We start from the raw sequence: 20375 nt of genomic DNA, 5'->3' as shown, positions 1-20375 counted from the left end.
GCCACCCCCCTCCGCTTTACAGGGGACGTGCGCGAGCCGGCTGGTTGCGCGTGTCGCTGGCGCCGTTTGCGCCTGAGGCAGCCGCGGCACCGGCGTTTTCGGTGATGATCTTGGCGACGATGTCGTCGGCGTCATGACCCACCTTGTCGTACACATCGGTGGCGTACACCGGCAGAGCCGGCGCTTCACCCAGTTCCTTGCCGTCCGTATTTCGCACGTCGACCTTGACCTGCATCGACAGGCCGACACGCAGCGGATGTTGCTGCAACTGCTTCGGGTCGAGTGCGATACGCACCGGCAGACGCTGCACGACTTTGATCCAGTTGCCCGTCGCGTTTTGCGCCGGCAGCAGCGAGAACGCGCTGCCCGTGCCTGCCGAGAAGCCCGCTACGGTGCCCTTGTATTCCACCGACGAACCGTACACGTCCGCCGTGAGCGTCACCGGCTGGCCGACGCGCATATGCGCGATCTGCACTTCCTTGAAGTTGGCATCGACCCAGACTTGATTGAGCGGCACCAGCGCCATGAGCGGTGCACCCGTCGCCACGCGCTGACCGACCTGCACGGAACGCTTGGCCACGTAGCCGTCGACCGGCGCCGGGATCGACGTGCGGGCGTAGTCGAGATACGCGGCGCGGACCTTGGCGGCGGCCTGCTGCACGTTCGGATGGGTTGTCACCGACGTCTTGTCCGTCAGCGCCCGGTTCGACACCCACTGCGCCCGGGCTTGCTCGAGTGACGCCTGTGCCGTCTTCACGGCGTCCTGGGCGTGGGCGAGTTCTTCGCGCGACACGGCACCCGTCGCAATCGCCATTTCACGGCGCTTCACGTCGGCTTGCGTCTTGGCCAATTCGGATTCGCGCATGGCCACGGTGGCGGCATAGGCGTCGTTGTTCACGAAGTACGTGCGCACCTGACGCACGGTTTGCGCCAGATTGGCCTCGGCTTGCAGCAGGGCGACGCGCGCGTCGGTCGGGTCGAGCGTGACCAGCGGCTGGCCGGCTTTGACCATTTGCGTGTCGTCGACCTTCACGCCGGTCACGGTCCCCGGCACCTGCGGGGTGATTTGCACCACATTGCCCGCGACATAAGCGTCGTCGGTGTCTTCGTAGAAGCGCGCATACAGCCCGTAATAGGCGCCGTAGGCGATGGCCGCGATCGCGATCACGGCCGTTAGCGTCAGCATCATGCGGCGGCGCTTGCCATTGGCCTGAGCCGGCTGGGCAGGCGTTTGTTGTTGGTTCTCGCTCATCATTCGCTCCGTACTGATCTCTTAATGTGCTTTGACGTTGTCTTGTCTGTTCTGTGTGATGTGCGGCGGCCGCTCAGTGCGTCTGCACGGCGTCGCCTTCGGCCTTGGCGGGGCGTTCCTGCCCCACGACGAGACCCGCCGCCTTGGCGTCGAAGCCACCGCCGAGCGCTTTGATCAAGCCGATCTGCTGGTCGCGGCGCGCACTTTCGATGTTCACGCGCGCCTGTTCCTGCGCCAGCAGCGACGACTCGGCGGCGAGCACGGTCAACTGCGGCGTGAGACCGGCCTTGTAACGGTCGATGGCCAGATCGTAGGCGCGTTGCGCGGCGTCTTGGGCCACGCGTTGCGAGACCATTTGCTTGTCCGCCGAGCGGATCGACGACATGCGATCCGCGATGTCGCCGAGTGCCTTGTTCAGCGTCGAGTCGTAGTTCGCCACCGCGCTTTCATAGGCCGCGTACTGCCCCTTCAAGTTGGCGCGCAGACGCCCGCCATCGAAGATCGGCAGCGAAATGACCGGACCGTACTGGATGTTCTGGCTGGTCGGATCGATCAGCTTGCCCAGTCCGAAGGTGGAAAAGCCAAAGGCGGCGTTCAGGTTCACGTCCGGATAGAAGCGAGCCTTCGCGACGTCGATCCCCTTGAGCTGCGCTTCCACGCCCCAGCGGGCCGAGACGATATCGGGGCGACGGCCGAGCAGCGTGAGCGGCAGGTTGTCGGGCAGGGCGGGTGTCGCCAGTTGCGCGAGCGTCGGACGCGCAATGGCCAGACCGCGATCCGGCCCCTTGCCGAGCAACACGCCAAGTTGATGGCGGGTGAGCAGGATCTGGCCGTCGAGTTGGGCGATTTGCGTCTGAATGTCGGCGGTATTGCTCTCGGCCTGCTTCTGCTCGACTTGCGTGTCGAGACCGGCTCGCACACGGTCTGACGTCAGTTGCCCGAGGCGTTGGCGTTGCTTGCCGATGCGATCGAGCACGTCATGCTGTGCATATTGCTGGGCGAGCTGGTTATACGAACGCGCCACGGCGGTGGCCAGCGCGAGTCGCACTTCCTGGTCTTCGGCTTCTTCGGCGCGTTCGGCCGACGTGGCTTGCGCCCGTGCCGAGCGGTTCTTGCCCCACAGGTCGAGTTCCCACGACAACGAGGCCGTCAAGTCGCCCTGCGTGAACCACGTGCCGCCATAGCCCGGCGGGTAAATCGTGTTTTCGGTGAATTTCTCGCGATAGATGCTGCCCGAGGCATTGACTGCCGGAAGCAGCGCGGCCGCAGCGCCTTCGGTCTGCGCCTGCGCACCCTTCAGACGAGCGACCGCCATGGCCAGATCGGGGTTGCCGGCAAGGGCTTCGTCGATCAGCGAGACGAGTTGCGGATCGCCGAACCGCTTTGCCCAATCCGTGCCCGGCCACTGGCCGCCCTCGGCGGGCAGGCTGCGCTGGGTCTGATACTGATCGGGGGTACTGATCTGCTTGTCGCTGTGGATGCCGGCAAAATTCGCACAACCGGCAAACCCCAGTGTCACCGCCGCCAGACAGACGGCGGAAATGATGGAGCGGGCCCGCAGATGCGGGAGGAACGGTGAGGCCACTTTCATCGCAAAGCCTTTACGAGTGACGTTAGGCACCGACAATAATCGGAAACCGGGTGATGGCGAGTACCAGGAATAGTGGACTCGACATGCTTTTTTGGGGAGTCTTGAGGGGGCGTCGTCGTCATCCGGTTTCGCCGTTGGCGATTACGCGGCGCAGCAGGCTCTTCAGGAAACCCACTTCCTCTACGGAGAACCCGCGCATCAGATGATCGGCGGCACGCACGAAGATGTCCGGCATCCGGTCGGCCATGGCGTATCCGGCCTCGGTCGCACTCAGGTTCACCGTGCGGCGATCCATCTTGCTGCGCTCACGCACGAGCAGGCCTTGCGCTTCGAGCCGGTCGAGAAGGCGGGTGACAGCACTCGCATCGATACAGTAGTCGCGAGCCAAATCGGCCGCCGTCTTGCTCTTGCCCGTGGCCACCTTGTAAAGCATGGTTGCCTGGGTGCTCGTCAAGCCGTATTGCGACGTTTCGTTGGTCAGCTCGGCCAGGATCAACTGGCGCACGCGGGCGACAAGATACCCCAGGGAGTTGTCGATATCGTAGGTGCAGCGCGGAGGATCGCTCTGGGGAGCATCCGGCGGCGACGTCGGCGCGGCATCGGAAGTGGAAGCGGACGGATCGATCATTTTCGTGCTGCTGCAATAGTTGACTTGTCACGATTATAGCGGTTACTTAATTAATTTCAAGGCCATGCAATAGTTGACTAGGCAAATATTTCGATAGAAATTGGAGGCTAGGCTCTAAATTGCCGTGTGACGTGGAGGTCTGCGGGGGTGTGGCAGGGGAGTTGCAACTCGGCGAATGCGGCGTAGTTGACGTTCCCACGGAGGATGCCATTGTTGCATCGCAGAAAGACCATGACGTGAGACACGCGCAAGTGGTAGAATCGCGGATTCTCCAAAGGCTTTTTTCGAGCACCTCTTCATGACCCGCGCTCTCCGTAACATCGCCATCATCGCGCACGTCGACCACGGCAAAACCACGCTCGTCGACCAACTGCTGCGCCAGTCGGGCACCTTCCGCGAAAACCAGCAAGTTGCTGAACGCGTGATGGACTCGAACGACATTGAAAAAGAGCGCGGCATCACGATCCTCGCCAAAAACTGCGCCGTCGAATACGAAGGCACGCACATCAACATCGTCGACACGCCGGGACACGCGGACTTCGGCGGTGAAGTGGAGCGTGTGCTTTCGATGGTCGACAGTGTGCTGTTGCTCGTCGACGCCGTCGAAGGCCCGATGCCGCAAACGCGCTTCGTGACCCGCAAGGCCCTCGGCCTCGGTCTGAAGCCGATCGTCGTGGTCAACAAGATCGACCGTCCGGGCGCGCGTCCGGATTGGGTGATCAACCAGACGTTCGACCTGATGGACAAGCTGGGTGCCACCGACGAGCAGCTCGACTTCCCGGTCGTCTACGCGTCGGCCCTGAACGGTTTCGCGAGCCTCGACTCCGATGTTCGCGAAGGCACGATGCGTCCGCTGTTCGACGCGATTCTCGAGCACGTGCCGGTCCGCGAGGCCGATGTCGACGCCCCGCTGCAATTGCAGATCAGCTCGCTCGACTACTCGACGTTCGTTGGCCGTATCGGTATCGGCCGTATCACGCGTGGCCGCATCAAGCCGGGCCAGCAAGTGGTGATGCGCTTCGGTCCGGAGGGCGAAGTCCTCAAGCGCAAGATCAATCAGGTGCTGACGTTCCGCGGTCTGGAGCGTGTGATGTCGGACGGCGCGGAAGCCGGCGACATCGTGCTGATCAACGGGATTGAAGACGTGGGTATCGGCGCAACGATTTGCGACGTTGACACGCCGGAAGCCTTGCCGCTGCTGACGGTGGACGAGCCGACGCTGACCATGAACTTCTGCGTGAACACGTCACCGCTGGCCGGCCGTGAAGGCAAGTTCGTGACGAGCCGTCAAATTCGCGACCGTCTGCACAAGGAACTCAACCACAACGTGGCGCTGCGCGTGAAAGACACCGCCGAAGATTCCGTCTTCGAAGTGTCGGGCCGTGGCGAACTGCACCTGACGATTCTCATCGAGAACATGCGTCGCGAAGGCTACGAACTGGCCGTGTCGCGTCCGCGCGTGGTGCTCAAGGAAATCGACGGCGTGAAGCACGAGCCGTACGAAATGCTGACCATCGACCTGGAAGACGATCACCAGGGCGCGGTCATGGAAGAAATCGGCCGCCGCAAGGGCGAAATGCTGGACATGGTGTCGGACGGCCGTGGCCGTACGCGTCTCGAGTACCGCATTCCGGCGCGTGGCTTGATCGGCTTCCAGGGCGACTTCCTGTCGATGACCCGCGGCACGGGCCTGATGAGCCACATTTTCGATGCTTACGCACCGCTCAAGGATGGCACACTGGGCGAGCGTCGCAATGGCGTTCTGATCTCTCAGGACGACGGCGCTGCCGTGGCCTACGCGCTGTGGAAGCTGCAGGATCGCGGCCGCATGTTCGTGTCGCCGGGCGACGCCCTGTACGAAGGCATGATCATCGGTATCCATAGCCGTGACAACGACCTAGTGGTCAACCCGATCAAGGGTAAGCAGCTCACGAACGTGCGCGCGTCGGGCACCGACGAAGCCGTGCGTCTGGTGCCGCCGATCTCGATGAGCCTCGAATACGCCGTGGAATTCATCGACGACGACGAACTGGTCGAAGTCACGCCGCAGACGATTCGCCTGCGCAAGCGCTACCTCAAGGAACATGAGCGCAAGCGCGCGTCGCGCGAAGAGAAGTAAAGCCGGCGAGGGTGTCGCGGCGTAGCGGAGAATCTTCTGTTACGTGCCGATGCCAATCTGTTGGAAAGAAAGCCGGTGCCTCGCACCGGCTTTTTTATTGTCCGTTCCCTTGACGTTCTTGAAGCATTCGCCAGACATGACCGAATTTGTTAGCACCGATATCCGCGGCCGCATCAGCTTCATCACGCTGACCCGACCGAAGGCGCTCAACGCGCTCTCGCACGACATGATTCGCGCGATCACCTCGGCCCTCGATGCATGGCGCGACGATCCGCACGTGCTCGCCGTCGTCCTGCGGGGCGAGGGGGAGAAGGGTTTGTGCGCGGGCGGCGACATTCGCTATTTCCACGAGGCGGTGACCGCGGGGCGCACCGACATCATGGATTTCTTCACTGACGAGTACACGCTGAACTACACGATCGCCACCTACCCGAAGCCCTATATCGCGCTGATGGACGGCGTGGTGATGGGCGGCGGCATGGGCATCTCGCAGGGGGCGGCGTTGCGACTGGTCACGGAAGCCACGCGCATGGCGATGCCCGAGACGGCCATCGGACTGTTTCCCGATGTGGGCGGCGGACGCTTTCTCGCGAGTCTTGCCGGTCATCTTGGCGAGTACCTTGGCACGACGGGCGTGGTGTTCGGTGCCGTTGACGCATGCGAAATCGGTCTGGCCGACGCGGTGGTGCCGCGTACCGAATTACCGGTGCTCTGTGAACGGCTGGCGAGCGGCGATTGGCCGGACAGTGACGCGGTACTCGACGCGGCGCGCGCGTTCGCCCGGCAAAGCGTGCCGCCCGCCGGACTGGCCCCGGGCAAACTTGCGCCGCTGCGCGACGTGATCGACCATCACTTCGGTCTGCCGGATCTGCCGGCGATCCTGGCGTCGCTCAAGCGTGAAGCCCGCTGCGAGTTCGTCGGCTGGGCGCAGGAGACGGAAGATCTGTTGCGCGCCAAGCGCTCGCCGCTGATGGTTTGCGTCACGCTGGAACAGGTGCGCCGCGCACGCAAGCTGTCGCTCGCCGACGAGTTGCGCGAGGAGTGGCTGATGATGCGCTGTGTCTTCAATCTTGACGGCCGTACCGGGGCGGAGGGCATTGAAGGCATTCGCGCGATGGTCGTCGACAAGGATCATGCGCCGCGCTGGCAGCACGCCAGCATCGAAGCGGTCACATCTGCCGACATCGCGCGATTCTTCGATGGCGATCGGCTTGGCGCGGACCATCCACTGCGCGAACTCGGGCGATAAGCCCGTCGCGCCGTGGAGGGTAGCGCTGGCCCGAGGGCTTATACCGCAGCCTGACAGAACTGATCGCCAACGGCCAGATCGAGTTTGCGGCAGATGTCGGCGATGCTGCCGACCATGACGATGTGCGACATGTCGCGATAGACGCGTACCTCGTGCCCGGTTTGCGCGTCGCGTTGCTGAACATCGCGCACGCTGCGCGATGCCTTGACCGCTTTTGCGGTGGGGCATGCGCGACGCGTCGCCGATGCCACGGCGGCGGCGAGTGTGCGGGGCAGGGCTGTGGAGCGCGAGCGCGCAGGCACGGTGTAGGAGCGTGCGATGGCCGGGGCGGCGGCAAACGGGCCGGACAGGGCCGAGAGACCGTACACCGCAGACAGCCGCGCCTGCGACGGCACGCGCACGCGGGGTTGACCAAAAGACGTACGCAGCAAACCAAAGAGTCGAGCCATGATGCGATCCTTCCTCCAATGTGGGTCTGAGGGGCGCGTCCTGCCACGACCTTCGCGAATCGCGGGCACAGCAGGGCACGGGCGCCGGACCCAGCCCGGCGCAGTCGGAAATGCAAATCTTCAGTGAGTGGGGCGCTGCGTTATCGAGACGCGGCGCAGCACCCGGGGTTGCGTCTAGAGGTCGTTGTTGCGGATCAGGCCGACCGCAATCCCTTCCAGCGCAAAGTCGCCGCTGCCTTCATTGACATCGATGTTCTCGAAGTCGGGGTTTTCGGCGATCAACTCGACGCCGCCGGGCACACGGTGAAAACGTTTGACGGTCACATCGTCGCCAATGCGTGCCACGACAATCTGGCCCTCGCGCGCGTCAGCGGCTTTTTGTACCGCCAACAGATCGCCATCGAGAATGCCCGCGTCGCGCATGGACATACCGCGCACCTTCAGCAGGTAATCGGGCTGGCGCGCGAACATGTTCGGGTCGCACTGAAAGTTGCGTTCGATATGTTCCTGCGCCAGGATCGGGCTACCTGCGGCAACGCGCCCGACGAGCGGCAGCGACAGTTGCATCAGGCCCATATGCGGCAAGGTGAACTGATGCATGCCGCCCGCTTCGTCGAGCCGCTTGAGGCGGATGCCGCGCGATTGGCCGGCGGCCAGTTCGATCACCCCTTTGCGCGCCAGCGCCCGCAGGTGCTCCTCCGCGGCATTGGCGGAAGAGAAGCCGAGTTCGGCGGCGATCTCGGCACGCGTCGGCGGAAAGCCGGTGCGCTCGATCGCTTGTCGGACCAGTTCGTAGACCTGCTGTTGACGAGCAGTAAGTTTGATCATGGCATCACTGTATGGAAGCACAGGTGGCTGTATTTTTGTACAGTGTTTGCAAAAACGCAAGGGAAAACTTCATGGACTGCATGAAGTTGCTGTCCCGCGCGTGAAACGTTGCATTCCCGCAGGATCCCCCCGCCGGCGCGAACGCGCTAATCCATGATTCGATATAAACAATCGCTTAAAGATTATTTTTAATTATTTAGACGTCCCCATAGACTGGCCTCCTACAGATGAAAAACGAGAGGGAGTGCAAGTCATGAGCCAAGCCATATGGGGATGGAGAGCCAGGCGTCTGGGTGCCGCACTGGGAGGGCTGGCACTGACCGCCGGCCTGTCGATTCAGGCACAGGCCGCAAGTCTTTCGCTGCTCAACGTGTCGTACGACCCGACGCGTGAGTTGTATGCCGACTACAACAAGGCATTCGAGGCGCACTACAAGCAGACCACTGGCGACACGGTGACGCTCAAGGCCTCGCACGGCGGCTCGGGCAAGCAGGCCCGCACCGTACTCGACGGCGCACCGGCCGACGTCGTGACGCTCGGCATTTCCGCCGACATCGACGAACTGGCGCAGGCCGGTCTCGTGAACAAGGATTGGCAGAAGCGCCTGCCCGACAACGCCACGCCGTACACGTCGACCATCGTGTTGCTCGTGCGCAAGGGCAACCCAAAGCAGATCAAGGACTGGAACGATCTCATTAAGCCGGGCATCAGCGTTGTTACGCCGAACCCGAAGACGTCGGCCGGTGCCCGCTGGAATTATCTCGCCGCGTGGCTCTACGCACTCAAGCAACCGGGCGGAAACGAGCAGACCGCGAAGGCCTTTGTCGCGGCGCTCTACCACAACGTGGGGGTGCTCGATTCTGGCGCGCGAGGTGCCACCACCACCTTCGTCGAGCGCGGCGTCGGTGACGTGCTGATTGCCTGGGAAAACGAGGCGCTGCTTTCGGTGAAGGATCTCGGTCCGGACAAGTTCGACATCGTCGTGCCGTCGTCATCGATTCTCACGGAGCCGCCAGTCGCCGTCGTCGACAAGAACGTCGACAGGCACGGAACCCGCAAGGCCGCCGAAGCGTATCTGCAATGGCTGTATTCGCCGCAAGGGCAGGAGATTGCCGCAAAGCACTTCTACCGCCCGCGCTCGCCGGAGATCGCCAGGAAGTATGCGTCGCAGTATCCGAAGCTCAAGCTCTACACAGTCGACGCCGACCTGGGCGGGTGGACGAAGACGCAGGCCAAGCACTTTGCCGACGGCGGCATCTTCGACCAGATCTACACCAAGAAGTAACCCCGGAATCTCGGAAGACAAAGGGACGCACGCATGAGTACCGCACTGTTTCCTCTCTGGCGCAAGCCGAGCGCCTTGCCGGGCTTTGGCCTGACGATGGGCTACACCGTCGCCTATCTGAGCCTTGTGGTGCTGGTGCCGTTGCTGATGGTGTTCTTCAAGGCCAGCTCGCTCGATTGGGCGAGTTTTGTCGCCGCCGTGAGTTCGCCGCGCGTGCTGGCCTCTTACCGCCTCACGTTTGGCCTCTCGCTCGCGGCGGCCATTCTCAACGCGGTGTTCGGTTTCGTGCTGGCCTGGGTGCTCGTGCGCTACAGGTTCCCCGGCAAGCGTTTCGTTGATGCGCTGATCGACCTGCCATTTGCCTTGCCGACGTCGGTCGCGGGGATCGTGCTGGCCGCGATCTACGCGCCGAACGGCTGGATCGGACGCTGGTTCGCGCCGCTCGATATCAAGATTGCCTTTACGCCGTTGGGCATCTTCGTGGCGCTGACCTTCATCGGACTGCCGTTCGTCGTGCGCACGCTCCAACCGGTGCTCGAGGCATTCGAACGCGAACAGGAAGAGGCCGCCGCGTGCCTGGGCGCAACCCGTTGGCAGACACTGCGTCACGTGATTCTCCCGGCGGTGCTGCCCGCGCTGCTGACCGGCTTTGCGCTGGCTTTTGCGCGCGCGGTGGGGGAGTACGGCTCGGTTATCTTCATTGCCGGCAACATTCCGATGGTCTCGGAGATCACGTCGCTGCTGATCGTCACCAAGCTCGAGCAGTACGACTATGCGGGCGCCGCGGCGCTGGCCGTGGTGATGCTGGTGATCTCGTTTGTGTTGCTGCTGTTGATCAATACCCTGCAATGGTGGCTGCAACGCCGTCATACGGGCCGGCGCGCCAGTGGCGCGTGATTCAGGAAAACGTTTCGATCATGTCCGATTCACTTGCACTGTCGCCCGCCTTGCTGCAACCGACCCAGGTCCGCTGGGCCGATCCGACCGACGAGCCTGCGTTCGTCAAGGCCGCACTCATTGCCGTGGCGTTGTTGTTCTTCGCCTTGTTTCTGCTCTTGCCGCTCGCGTCGGTTTTCGTCACCGCGCTGGGCAAAGGCTTCGTCGCGTACTGGGTTGGGTTGACGAACGACGACGCGCTGTCAGCCCTTCGTCTCACGGTGCTGATCGCAGTCATCGCGGTGCCGCTCAACCTGGTGTTCGGTGTGGCGGCGTCGTGGGCGATTGCGCGTTTCGACTTCAAGGGCAAGAGCGTACTCACGACACTCATCGACCTGCCGTTTTCGGTCTCGCCGGTGATCGCGGGCATCACGTTCCTGCTGATCTTCGGCCGTCAGGGACCGCTGTGGGACTTTCTCGACGCACACAACCTGAAGGTCGTGTTCGCGCTGCCCGGACTGATACTCGCGACGGTGTTCGTCACGTTCCCGTTCGTCGCGCGCGAACTGATTCCGCTCATGCAGGCGCAGGGAAGCGAAGAGGAGGAAGCAGCGCGCGTGCTGGGGGCCAGTGGCTGGCAGGTCTTCACGCGCGTGACGCTGCCGAAAATCAAATGGGGCCTGCTGTACGGCGTAATCCTTTGCAATGCCCGGGCCATGGGCGAGTTCGGTGCCGTGTCGGTCGTCTCCGGCCATATTCGCGGCGAGACGAACACGCTGCCGCTGCACGTGGAAATTGAATACAACGACTACCACACGGTGGGCGCATTTGCGGCGGCGTCGATTCTCGCGTTGCTCGCGCTCGCCACGCTGGCGCTGAAGCTGTGGGCTGAGCGCAAGCTGGCGCAGGACAAGGCCGCGCGTCGCGAAGACGCCGTGCAGGCCTGAGCCGATATCGCTTCGAGGAGCAAGACAATGAGCATTCAGGTACAACAGGTGTCGAAACGTTTCGGCGATTTCGCGGCACTCGACGACGTCACGCTCGAATTCCCCACCGGCGAGCTGGTCGCGCTGCTCGGGCCGTCCGGCTGCGGCAAGACCACGCTGCTGCGGATCGTCGCGGGGCTGGAGTTCGCCGACGCCGGTCGCGTGGTGCTCAACGGCGAGGACGTGGCGACGGTCGGCACGCGCGAGCGTCAGGTCGGCTTCGTGTTCCAGCACTATGCGCTTTTCCGTCACATGACCGTATTCGAGAATGTGGCATTCGGCCTGCGCGTGAAGTCGCGCCGCGAGCGGCTTTTGGACGCGCAGATCCGCACCAAGGTGCATGAGCTGCTCGGCCTGGTGCAACTCGACTGGCTGGCCGATCATTATCCGGCGGAACTCTCGGGCGGGCAGCGTCAGCGTATTGCGTTGGCGCGTGCGCTGGCCGTCGAGCCGAAAGTGCTGCTGCTCGACGAACCTTTCGGGGCGCTCGACGCCAAGGTACGCAAGGAGTTGCGCAGTTGGCTGCGCCGGCTGCACGACGAGCTGCACATCACCACGATCTTCGTCACGCACGATCAGGAAGAGGCGCTCGAAGTGGCCGACCGTATCGTGCTGATGAATCGCGGTAAGGTCGAACAGATCGGCGCGCCGCAAGACGTGTACGACACGCCACGCAGCCCGTTCGTCTATGAGTTTCTAGGCGCCGTGAACCGTCTGCCGGGCGAGTTGCGCACGCACGACTTCATTGCTGATGTCGATGCCGGCGCGGGTGCATTTCGCGTGACCGTGCACAAGGACGATCTGCCTGCCGCGCCGCAGGACGGTCGTGCGATGGCGTACGTGCGCCCACACGATCTCGCGCTGCTGCCGGCGCACGACGGCGGGCCTGGGATCGACGTGGCCGTGCGCCGGGCGATTCCGCTGGGCGGCACGGTGCGCGTGGAACTTGCCGCGCCGGGCGGGGCGGTGTGGGAGGCGGAACTGACCCGCTCGGGCTGGCAGGCGCTTGGCGCGCAAAGTGGTGCGCCGCTGCGGGCGGTGCCGCGTCAGTTGCGGGTGTTTGCCGCGCCGGCGTGAGCCGAACGGCACATCGACGGGGCGGACCCGCGCAAGCCGTGTCGTCAACCCGAAAGACATGATCGACGATCGAAGAAGACGTTACGACGAAGACGTCATGAACAAGACGTCACGAAACGATAAGCACCAGGGTGGAGTCCCCTCATGAATTTTCAGCAATTGCGCTACGTGCGCGAAGCCGTTCGGCAGAACCTCAACCTGACGGAAGCCGCCAGTGCGCTGTACACGTCGCAGTCGGGCGTGAGCAAGCAGATCAAGGATCTCGAAGACGAACTTGGCGTGGATGTTTTCGTGCGTCGCGGCAAACGGCTCACGGGACTTACCGAGCCCGGCAAGGCCGTGCTGCAACTGATCGAGCGCATGTTGCTCGACGCCGAGAACCTGCGCCGTGTGGCGCGTCAGTTCGCGGATCAGGACAGCGGCCATCTCGTGGTGGCAACGACCCACACGCAGGCGCGCTATGCGCTGCCGCAGGTGATCAAGCAATTCACGAGCGTCTATCCAAAGGTGCATCTGGCGCTACGGCAGGGCAGCCCGCGTCAGATCGCGCAGATGGTGATCGACGGCGAGGCCGACATCGGCATCACGACCGAGGCGCTCGATCGCTTTCCCGATATCGTCACGTTCCCGTGCTATTCCTGGCATCACGTCGCCGTTGTGCCGAAGGATCACCCGCTCACCGGGCGCGAGCGCGTCACGCTGGCGGATATCGCCGACTATCCCATCATCACCTACGACGGCGACTTCACGGGTCGCTCGCATGTGGACAAGGCGTTCTCGGACCAGGGCCTGGTGCCGGACATCGTGCTCACCGCGCTCGATACGGACGTGATCAAAACTTACGTCGAGATTGGATTGGGGGTAGGAATCGTGGCGGCGATGGCCGTCGATCCGCGCAAGGACCAGGATCTGGCGGTGCTGGAACTCGACAACGCGTTCGAGCCTAGCACGACGCGCATCGGCATGCGTCGCGGTGCGTTCCTGCGCTCGTATGCCTACCGCTTCATCGAAATGCTGGCCCCGGCGCTCAAGGAGCAGGACATCTCGACGCAACTGCGAGAAGCGCTCGACTTCGCGGCCTGACGCGCCGTCGTGCCGGGGCGCATGCGCGCATGGGTAAGCGGCGACAGGCGTTGTCTGGCGTTATCAGGGGTCGTGAGGCGTCGTTCGGCCCGCCGCTGCCGGCCGGGGGTGGCCCGGCCACGATTCCGTCCAACGCGGCGGGATCACTATTTTCAGCGATTGGGAAGCCGGGCAGTATTGGATACAATCATTGCCATGACTTCGACCTCATTCAACCCGATTCCCCATTACACGGTGTCGTCGGGCGATCTGCCGCGCATCGCGTTGCTCGCCACGGGCGGCACGATCGCGGGCAGCGCGTCCGACGCTACGCGCACGGCCGCTTATCAGGCCGGGGCGCTCGGTATCCAGGACTTGCTCGCGGCGGTTCCGGCGCTGGGCAGCGTTGCGCATATCCACGCGGAGCAGGTCGCGCAGATCGATAGCAAGGACATGAGCGTGGCGCTCTGGCAGAAGCTGGCCGCGCGCGTGAATGCGTTGCTCTCGCAGCCCGATGTGGCCGGTGCGGTGATTACCCATGGCACCGATACGCTTGAAGAAACGGCGTACTACCTGCATCTGACGGTCAACAGCCGCAAGCCGGTGGTGCTGACTGCGGCGATGCGCCCCGCGACGGCGCTCTCGGCCGACGGCCCGCTCAACCTGCTCAACGCCGTGCGCGTGGCCACCGACCCGATTTCGGCCGGACGCGGCGTGATGGTCGCCATCAACAACCAGATTCATTGCGCGCGCGACGTCATCAAGACAAGCACTTATAAGGTCGATGCGTTCCACTCGCCGGAGATCGGCGTGCTCGGCTGGGTGCAGGACGAACGCGTGGCGTATCAACGCGCGGCGTTGCAGTACCACACCGTCGAGAGCGAGTTCGTCGGGCTCTCGGGCGAATTGCCGGCCGTGGAAGTGGTGTCGAGCTACGCGGGCGTGTCGCGTATCGCGGTCGATGCGCTGGTCGACGCGGGCGTGCAGGGTATTGTGGTTGCGGGCACGGGGAACGGTTCGCTGCATTCGCTGCTGCAACAGGCACTCTCGGAGGCCGTGCAGCGCGGCGTGGCGGTCGTGCGGGCGGCGCGCGTGGGCAGCGGGCACGTGATGCATAACGGTGCCGCACCCGACGATCAGTACGGTTTTGTGAGCGCCGGCAACCTGCACCCGTTCAAGGCGCGTGTCTTGCTGATGCTGGCCTTGCAGGCCGGCGTGCCGCGCGAGCGCATGCAGAGCCTGTTCGACGAGTATTGACGTTCAGATCTCAGGAAACGCTGCTTTTTTTGGGGCACAGCGGTGCTCGAAGACGTGTCCGAAGAGGTCGTCGCGATGGCGTACAGCAGTAGCCCACGACGATGGCGCGACAAATCGGCGATGTGGAAGCGGACGGCGCAGACAAGAAGCGAATGACCCGGCGTCAACGTTTCCTGGACGAGATGGGGTAGCTCGTGCCGTGGCCGCGATTGTTCACTGCAATTGAGCCGTACTATCCGAAGCGGGCAGACGCGCTGTACGACAGCACCACGATGCGATCGTTTTCCGGAATCGATCTGAGTGTTGAGAACGTGCTGGATGCGACCATGCTGCTGAAGTTCTGGCGTTTGCTGCTCCTAGATGAACTGAGGTGCAACTGTTCAGTCTGTTCGCCCTGGCGAATCTGGTGATTGCGCGAAACGGGCTACTTTCAGCACATAAGAGTCGTCCGTCATGGGTGTGAACTGCTGCGCGCTGCATGGAATGCGTTTCCGCGTCCAGCAACTTTTTAATTAAGCGCAGTGCCATTGGATCGACTGCCGCCGCCGGTTCCGTGAGCGCCATGGCGTAGCTGAGATAATCCTAGCCCTTATGGGCCACCAGCCCCCAATTCCAAGCCTGAAATGCGTCGAGGCGATGCTGGAACAGGATCATTTCCTTGGCCCGACCCAAGCCGATCAGGGTCGGCAGGCGCCGGATGCCGACCGCTACCGGCGTCAATCCCAGACTCAATTCCGGCAGAGCAAAGACGGCGCCCGGGTTGCAAACTCGGAGATCGCAGGCAAGCGCCGGTTCGAGGCCGCTGGCCTCAGCCGGAAGTTTCAGCAATAGGTCCGCGCTCATGCGGTTCCTCCCTTCGTGGCCAACCGCCGTGAAGGGGCTCGTGCCAGATGCCGGGAAAGGAGTAGGTAGCGGGCGAGCATCAGTAGCGCAGCTACGGTTAGACCGATGACGAATCCCCACCAAACTTGCTGCGCCGCCGCATCTGGCCGATGCGCAGCGCGCCAGGCGAGCGGAAAACCAATCAACCAGTAGGCAACGATGCAGATCAGTAAAGGCAGCCGGGTATCCTTGAAGCCGCGCAGGGCGCCGCCGCATCCAACCTGCAATCCGTCCGACAACTGGAAGGCGGTAGCGATCAGCAACAGCGAAGCGGCAAGCGCGGCGATCTTGTGATCGGCGGAATACAGCAGCGCAATCTGCCGATGAAAGATCAGTAAGAACAGGGCCGACACGGTCATCACGGCGAAACAGACTAGGATCCCGCAGACGCCTCGCCAGCGCGCTTCGCTCAGGTTGCCCTCACCCACTGCATGCCCCACCCGCACCGAAATTGCCGCCGCCAGCGCCATCGGGATCATGTACATGATCGAGGTGTAGTTCATCGCAATCTGATGCGCGGCCACTGCGCCGATCGAGATAGTGCCCATCATCAGGGTTACCGCTATGAAGAATCCATTCTCGGCCAACACCGTGCCAGAAATCGGCAAGCCCAAGCGGAGAATCTCTAGCACCGCCAGCGGCCTCGGCCTGGCGCTCGGCGCGCGCCGCAACAGCACAAAGCGGCGCGAGCCGAGGATATAGCCCAGCATCAGCAACAGCATCAACCACATCGACAGAGCACTGGCGACGCCGCAACCTACGCCTCCCAGTGCGGGCGCGCCCAGATAACCATACATAAAGACGACATTGCCTGCGACATTGGACAGCAACCCTACGACGGAGATGCCGAGAATCAGACGGGTCAGGCCCATTCCTTCCAACACGAAGCGAAAGACGAGAAAACAACAGACGGCTGGCGCGCCCCAAGAGATCGCGTGCACAAAGCGCTCTCCCATCTCACGCAGAGCGGGGTCAATTCCCATCGCCACCAACAAGGGCGCTGTCAGAAACTGCAGGGCCGCCAATATGAGCAGAGATAGAGGCAAGGCCAGCAACAGTCCGTGGCGGACATAACGACCAATCTCGTCATGATTTCCTGCACCGTAGTGCTGCGAAACGAGTGGCGACAGCGCCGTCAGCACGCCTTGCGAGGCCAGGAACAATAAGAGCCAGACATTGCTGCCGATACCAACGGCCGCCAGGTCGCGGCCGCTGATATGTCCTGCCATCATGATGTCGATGAAATGCATCGCCGAGATCAGCAGATTGCTGCCAACCAATGGCCACGCCAGAGTGAATAGGGAACGCACCTCACGGCGAAAGGTAAAGCCGTTGTGACTCATCATGATTGACAAGCAACGTGGCGCTTCCTTAGGCTGCGCCGCGATGCGGAAAATGGGTGTGTCAACAGTGAAGCGGCGGAGTTTGCAACGCTTGTCATTGAGGAACTTAATAAATTCATTGGCAATATGAACCGCCCCGGGTTTTAAGGAGACTCCACCTTCTGAGTGAATGAAGCCCTGAAGAAATCAGTCAAGTTCTACCCGAAATGTCGTATGCGCAGCTCGCATGGTCAGCGAAGCGCGCAACGATCAACTGTCTCAGCGGGCGGTTGTCGGGTAGATCGCTGTCAAGATCTGCCACATGCCGCAGATTTTTCTGAGCTGGGTTTGCTGCACGAGCACGATTCCGGGTGGCGTGACAGCGCGAGCGCTGCTGAGCAGCAGCAAAGCAAGACGCTGGAGCTCGACAGCCGATTCAGGTCTGAAGGCCTTCATCGAATCCTAGTGTTCGCCGACTAATGATTGCAATACGCAGACAATACGAGGATGCCAACCTCGTAGAGTAGATGTGAATGTCTGGCCCCTGCTGTAAGCCATCGCGACAACCTCTTCGGACACTTCTCCGAGGACCGCTGTGCCCGAAAAATCAGTATTTCCTGATGTCTGGACCTGAGCATCCGGCGCACGTGTAAGCAGGCATTTCTGGATGAGACAGGGCGCGAGGTTCCGTGGCGGGAGTTCCCCGCATTGATAGCGCCGTGTACGCCCGTCAAAGCCACACGTCAGAGGCCGTTTCGAGTCGGGGGATGCTTCGCACCCACTTCATGCACAATTTCGGGCCGTCGGACGTGGCGATGGAAGAAGCGCCGCACGATGTGCCGTTGTTTCGACAATTCGCAGGAGTAGGCAGAAGCGCCGGCTTCCGGACAGGGGCAGCATTTTGTGCTCTCCCCATTCGCTGGAGCTGCAACAATTGGACGACCAATTCCTGCTGATCGTCAACGCGCCACTCTGTGCCCAACGTTATTTGCTCAAGGAAGGCACGGCGGTGGATGCGGCGCTAATAGCCGCGCTCAGCTCAATGAAGAAGCAAAGCAGCGAACGAGCCCCCGAATTGCATCAGGTCAAGAAGGGCAACCAGCGGCACTTCGATATGAAAGGGTATATCGGCGTCGATGCCGACTCGAGCCTGGCCCATTTCGTGGTGGACATGGGGCCAACGTCAGCGATGTCACGCGAGCTCGCGCCTCGGTGTGTGGCAAGGACGCCGACATGACCGGCGATCCCGGCTACGAGGTTATTGACAATCGTGAAGAGATGCAGAGGTGCAGAAGCTGAAGTTGCGTTGGAACGTGGCGTCCTGCCAGATTTCGCAGCGTTTGCTCCCCTGCGGCGCTGTGCCGCTGATTCGGAGCGACCGAACGAGTTCTGAACACCGCCATTAGCGGGTCGAGCGGCGCGCTACGCTTCAGCTTAGGCGCCAGCTTCTATCTGAAGGCGTTGATCTGGCGCCGGACCTTGCGGCCCGGCGCCCATCGTCATCCACCGCATCTCCCTGATGGCCTGACGCTGCCTACGTGGTCAATGCCTTACGCCACGGTATGGTTGGCCAGCATTTCCAGCGCACGCACCATGCCCGAGTGATCCCACGCGGCGCCGCCGTTGGCGGCACAGGCGTTGAACAGCTCCTGGCACGTGGCCGTGTTCGGCAACGATACGCCGAGGGCCTTGGCGCTCTGCAGCGCCAGATTCAGATCCTTCTGGTGCAGCGCGATGCGGAAGCCCGGCTCGAAGTTGCGCTTGACCATGCGCTCGCCGTGCACTTCGAGAATGCGCGACGACGCAAAGCCACCCATCAGGGCCTCACGCACCTTTGCAGGATCGGCGCCGGCCTTCGATGCGAACAGCAGGGCCTCGCCCACGGCTTCGATCGTCAGCGCGACCACGATCTGGTTGGCGACCTTGCAGGTCTGCCCGGCACCGCTCTCGCCCACGAGCGTGATGTTCTTGCCCATCAGCTCGAAGAACGGCTTCACATCGTCGAACGCCGCTTGCGAACCACCGACCATGATCGACAGCGTGGCGCCCTTTGCGCCGACTTCGCCGCCGGAGACCGGAGCGTCGAGGTACTCGCAGCCCAGCGCCTTGACCTTCTTGGCGTATTCCTTCGTTTCGATCGGCGAGATGGAGCTCATGTCGACGACGATCTTGCCCGCCGTGAGGCCTTCGGCCAGACCGTCCTGACCGAACAGGACGGCGCCCACGTCAGGGGTGTCCGGCACCATCACGAAGACGATGTCGGCGCGCTTGGCGACTTCCTTGGCCGACGTGCAGACCGTGGCCTGACCGTCGATCAGGTCTTGCGGGGGCGTGCGGCGCTCATACAGGAACAGCTTGTGACCGGCGTTCTGCAGATGCTTCGCCATCGGCGCGCCCATGATGCCCAGACCAATGAAACCGAGTTGTGCCATTTCGAGACTCCTTGTTGCCAAAGTTTGAAGTGTTGTCGCTGACGAGCAGACGAGCGGGGCGGTGGTGCAGCTTCGTGGCCCCCGTGCTCCGGCCGCATGCCCCCTGCATGCGGCCGGCGGGGCCCTTCCTCGTCGAAACCCTGTCAGCCGGCGCACCGCCTCGGGCGGATACGCCTTCGTTTCGTCCGCACGCCACCGGGGGAGATGCCGTGCGGGGTGTATGGGGGAGCGTAGGAATTACGCCGCTTCGCGCAGGCCCGCTGCCTTGAACCAGCCGAGGCCCTCGGTCGTGGTGGTGGCGGGCTTGTACTCGCAACCGATCCACCCCTGGTAGCCGATACGGTCGAGGAACGCGAACAGGTAGGCGTAGTTGATCTCGCCCGTGCCCGGTTCGTTGCGGCCCGGGTTGTCCGCCAGTTGCACGTGCGCGATGCGCGCCAGATTCGTCTCGATGGTCTTGGCGAGTTCGCCTTCCATGCGCTGCATGTGATAGATGTCGTACTGCAGGAACAGGTTGTCCGAACCCACGGCGTCGAAGATCTCCAGCGCCTGCTTCGTGCGGTTCACGAAGAAGCCGGGAATGTCGTACGTATTGATCGGCTCGACCAGCAGTCGGATGCCTTCGGCCTTGAGGGCATCGGCGGCGAAGCGCAGGTTCGAGACGAGCGTGTCTTGCGCGACTTGCGTCGACAGATCCGCGCCTTGCTTGCCCACGAGGCAGTTCAGTTGCTTCACGCCCAGCGCCTTGGCGTAGGTGATGGCTTCGCCCACACCGTCGCGGAATTCGGCCACGCGCTCCGGGAAGATCGCGATGCCGCGCTCACCCGCATCCCAGTTGCCGGCGGGCAGGTTGTGCAGCACGAGGTCGAGCTGGTACTGGTTCAGCTTGTCTGCGATCTGGTCGCGATGAAACGCGTACGGGAACAGGAACTCCACGCCGCGAAAGCCCGCTGCGGCGGCCGCCTTGAAGCGGTCGAGGAACGGCACCTCGTTGAACAGCATGGTCAGATTGGCGGCAAATTTCGGCATTGCGCTGACTCCTCTTTCTCTCTTTTAGGGGGTGGTTTCGACGATTTCGAT

At 62.8% G+C, this 20375-nt stretch carries 18 protein-coding genes and 2 pseudogenes; 10 read left to right on the top strand and 10 right to left on the bottom strand.

The annotated features are described in order from the left end of the window. Positions 1-16 precede the first annotated feature (16 nt). The 3 genes from PCE31107_RS18935 to PCE31107_RS18925 form a co-directional block, all read right to left on the bottom strand. Positions 17-1252 carry an HlyD/EmrA/EmrK family protein gene (locus PCE31107_RS18935; protein ID WP_130025737.1) on the bottom strand — a complete coding sequence of 412 codons (1236 nt, stop codon included), beginning with the start codon at positions 1250-1252 and terminating at the stop codon, positions 17-19. A gap of 73 nt (positions 1253-1325) precedes the next feature. After that, positions 1326-2843, bottom strand: a complete 1518-nt coding sequence (locus tag PCE31107_RS18930) for an efflux transporter outer membrane subunit (protein WP_150610246.1) — start codon at positions 2841-2843, stop codon at positions 1326-1328. 118 nt (positions 2844-2961) lie between these two features. Beyond that, positions 2962-3471 (bottom strand): MarR family winged helix-turn-helix transcriptional regulator, encoded by a 510-nt coding sequence (locus tag PCE31107_RS18925; protein ID WP_130025739.1) that lies wholly within the window; start codon positions 3469-3471, stop codon positions 2962-2964. A 298-nt stretch (positions 3472-3769) separates the two neighbouring features. On the opposite strand from PCE31107_RS18925, the gene typA reads away from it, so the two are divergent. Both typA and PCE31107_RS18915 read left to right on the top strand, forming a co-directional pair. After that, positions 3770-5590 carry a translational GTPase TypA gene (typA, locus tag PCE31107_RS18920; RefSeq protein ID WP_017232304.1) on the top strand — a complete coding sequence of 607 codons (1821 nt, stop codon included), beginning with the start codon at positions 3770-3772 and terminating at the stop codon, positions 5588-5590. Between the two features lie 136 nt (positions 5591-5726). Next, on the top strand, positions 5727-6839 hold the full coding sequence (locus PCE31107_RS18915; protein WP_150610244.1) for an enoyl-CoA hydratase/isomerase family protein: 1113 nt from the start codon (positions 5727-5729) through the stop codon (positions 6837-6839). A 38-nt stretch (positions 6840-6877) separates the two neighbouring features. Here the strand turns inward: PCE31107_RS18915 and PCE31107_RS18910 are convergent, their stop codons facing one another. Both PCE31107_RS18910 and lexA read right to left on the bottom strand, forming a co-directional pair. Continuing rightward, on the bottom strand, positions 6878-7288 hold the full coding sequence (locus PCE31107_RS18910; protein WP_150610242.1) for a hypothetical protein: 411 nt from the start codon (positions 7286-7288) through the stop codon (positions 6878-6880). Positions 7289-7462: 174 nt separating this feature from the next. Beyond that, positions 7463-8116: a transcriptional repressor LexA gene (gene lexA, locus PCE31107_RS18905; RefSeq protein ID WP_017232301.1), complete on the bottom strand. Its 654-nt coding sequence runs from the start codon at positions 8114-8116 to the stop codon at positions 7463-7465. Positions 8117-8369: 253 nt separating this feature from the next. Between lexA and PCE31107_RS18900 the strand changes: the two genes are divergently transcribed. From PCE31107_RS18900 to PCE31107_RS18870, 7 genes and pseudogenes are all read left to right on the top strand, one after another. Continuing rightward, the gene (locus tag PCE31107_RS18900) at positions 8370-9401 is read left to right on the top strand and encodes a sulfate ABC transporter substrate-binding protein (protein ID WP_150610240.1); all 1032 of its coding nucleotides are present in this window, start codon (positions 8370-8372) and stop codon (positions 9399-9401) included. 33 nt (positions 9402-9434) lie between these two features. Beyond that, positions 9435-10298 carry a sulfate ABC transporter permease subunit CysT gene (cysT, locus tag PCE31107_RS18895; protein ID WP_150610238.1) on the top strand — a complete coding sequence of 288 codons (864 nt, stop codon included), beginning with the start codon at positions 9435-9437 and terminating at the stop codon, positions 10296-10298. Positions 10299-10318: 20 nt separating this feature from the next. Next, positions 10319-11224, top strand: coding sequence for a sulfate ABC transporter permease subunit CysW (gene cysW, locus PCE31107_RS18890; protein WP_246181882.1), 906 nt, complete (start codon positions 10319-10321; stop codon positions 11222-11224). Between the two features lie 27 nt (positions 11225-11251). After that, positions 11252-12340 carry a sulfate/molybdate ABC transporter ATP-binding protein gene (locus PCE31107_RS18885; protein ID WP_150610234.1) on the top strand — a complete coding sequence of 363 codons (1089 nt, stop codon included), beginning with the start codon at positions 11252-11254 and terminating at the stop codon, positions 12338-12340. A 144-nt stretch (positions 12341-12484) separates the two neighbouring features. Next, on the top strand, positions 12485-13423 hold the full coding sequence (locus PCE31107_RS18880; protein WP_150610232.1) for a CysB family HTH-type transcriptional regulator: 939 nt from the start codon (positions 12485-12487) through the stop codon (positions 13421-13423). A gap of 195 nt (positions 13424-13618) precedes the next feature. Next, positions 13619-14659 carry an asparaginase gene (locus tag PCE31107_RS18875; protein WP_130025747.1) on the top strand — a complete coding sequence of 347 codons (1041 nt, stop codon included), beginning with the start codon at positions 13619-13621 and terminating at the stop codon, positions 14657-14659. Positions 14660-14760: 101 nt separating this feature from the next. Continuing rightward, a pseudogene (locus PCE31107_RS18870) lies at positions 14761-15122 on the top strand (hypothetical protein). A gap of 119 nt (positions 15123-15241) precedes the next feature. Here the strand turns inward: PCE31107_RS18870 and PCE31107_RS23535 are convergent. The 3 genes from PCE31107_RS23535 to PCE31107_RS23440 form a co-directional block, all read right to left on the bottom strand. After that, positions 15242-15502, bottom strand: a complete 261-nt coding sequence (locus PCE31107_RS23535; protein WP_217425213.1) for an enoyl-CoA hydratase/isomerase family protein — start codon at positions 15500-15502, stop codon at positions 15242-15244. After that, positions 15499-16887, bottom strand: coding sequence for an MATE family efflux transporter (locus PCE31107_RS23530; protein ID WP_246181886.1), 1389 nt, complete (start codon positions 16885-16887; stop codon positions 15499-15501). The genes PCE31107_RS23535 and PCE31107_RS23530 overlap by 4 nt, the downstream gene beginning before the upstream one ends. 255 nt (positions 16888-17142) lie before the next feature. Then, positions 17143-17319 carry a hypothetical protein gene (locus tag PCE31107_RS23440; protein ID WP_174966721.1) on the bottom strand — a complete coding sequence of 59 codons (177 nt, stop codon included), beginning with the start codon at positions 17317-17319 and terminating at the stop codon, positions 17143-17145. A gap of 168 nt (positions 17320-17487) precedes the next feature. Here PCE31107_RS23440 and PCE31107_RS23725 point away from each other — a divergent pair. Beyond that, positions 17488-18182: pseudogene (locus PCE31107_RS23725) on the top strand (transposase); the annotation flags it as partial. A gap of 231 nt (positions 18183-18413) precedes the next feature. Here the strand turns inward: PCE31107_RS23725 and glxR are convergent. Together glxR and hyi are read right to left on the bottom strand one after the other, a co-directional pair. Then, a complete protein-coding gene (glxR, locus tag PCE31107_RS18850; RefSeq protein WP_206100085.1) occupies positions 18414-19316 on the bottom strand; it encodes a 2-hydroxy-3-oxopropionate reductase in 903 nt (300 codons plus the stop codon). 216 nt (positions 19317-19532) lie between these two features. Then, complete coding sequence (gene hyi, locus PCE31107_RS18845) at positions 19533-20324, bottom strand: hydroxypyruvate isomerase (RefSeq protein ID WP_130025762.1); 792 nt, start codon at positions 20322-20324, stop codon at positions 19533-19535. Positions 20325-20375: the final 51 nt, after the last annotated feature.

This window comes from Pandoraea cepalis (assembly GCF_902459625.1).
Lineage (GTDB): Bacteria > Pseudomonadota > Gammaproteobacteria > Burkholderiales > Burkholderiaceae > Pandoraea > Pandoraea cepalis.
Note: the sequence above shows the minus strand (reverse complement) of the source record. Positions and strands in the feature narration are given on the sequence as shown.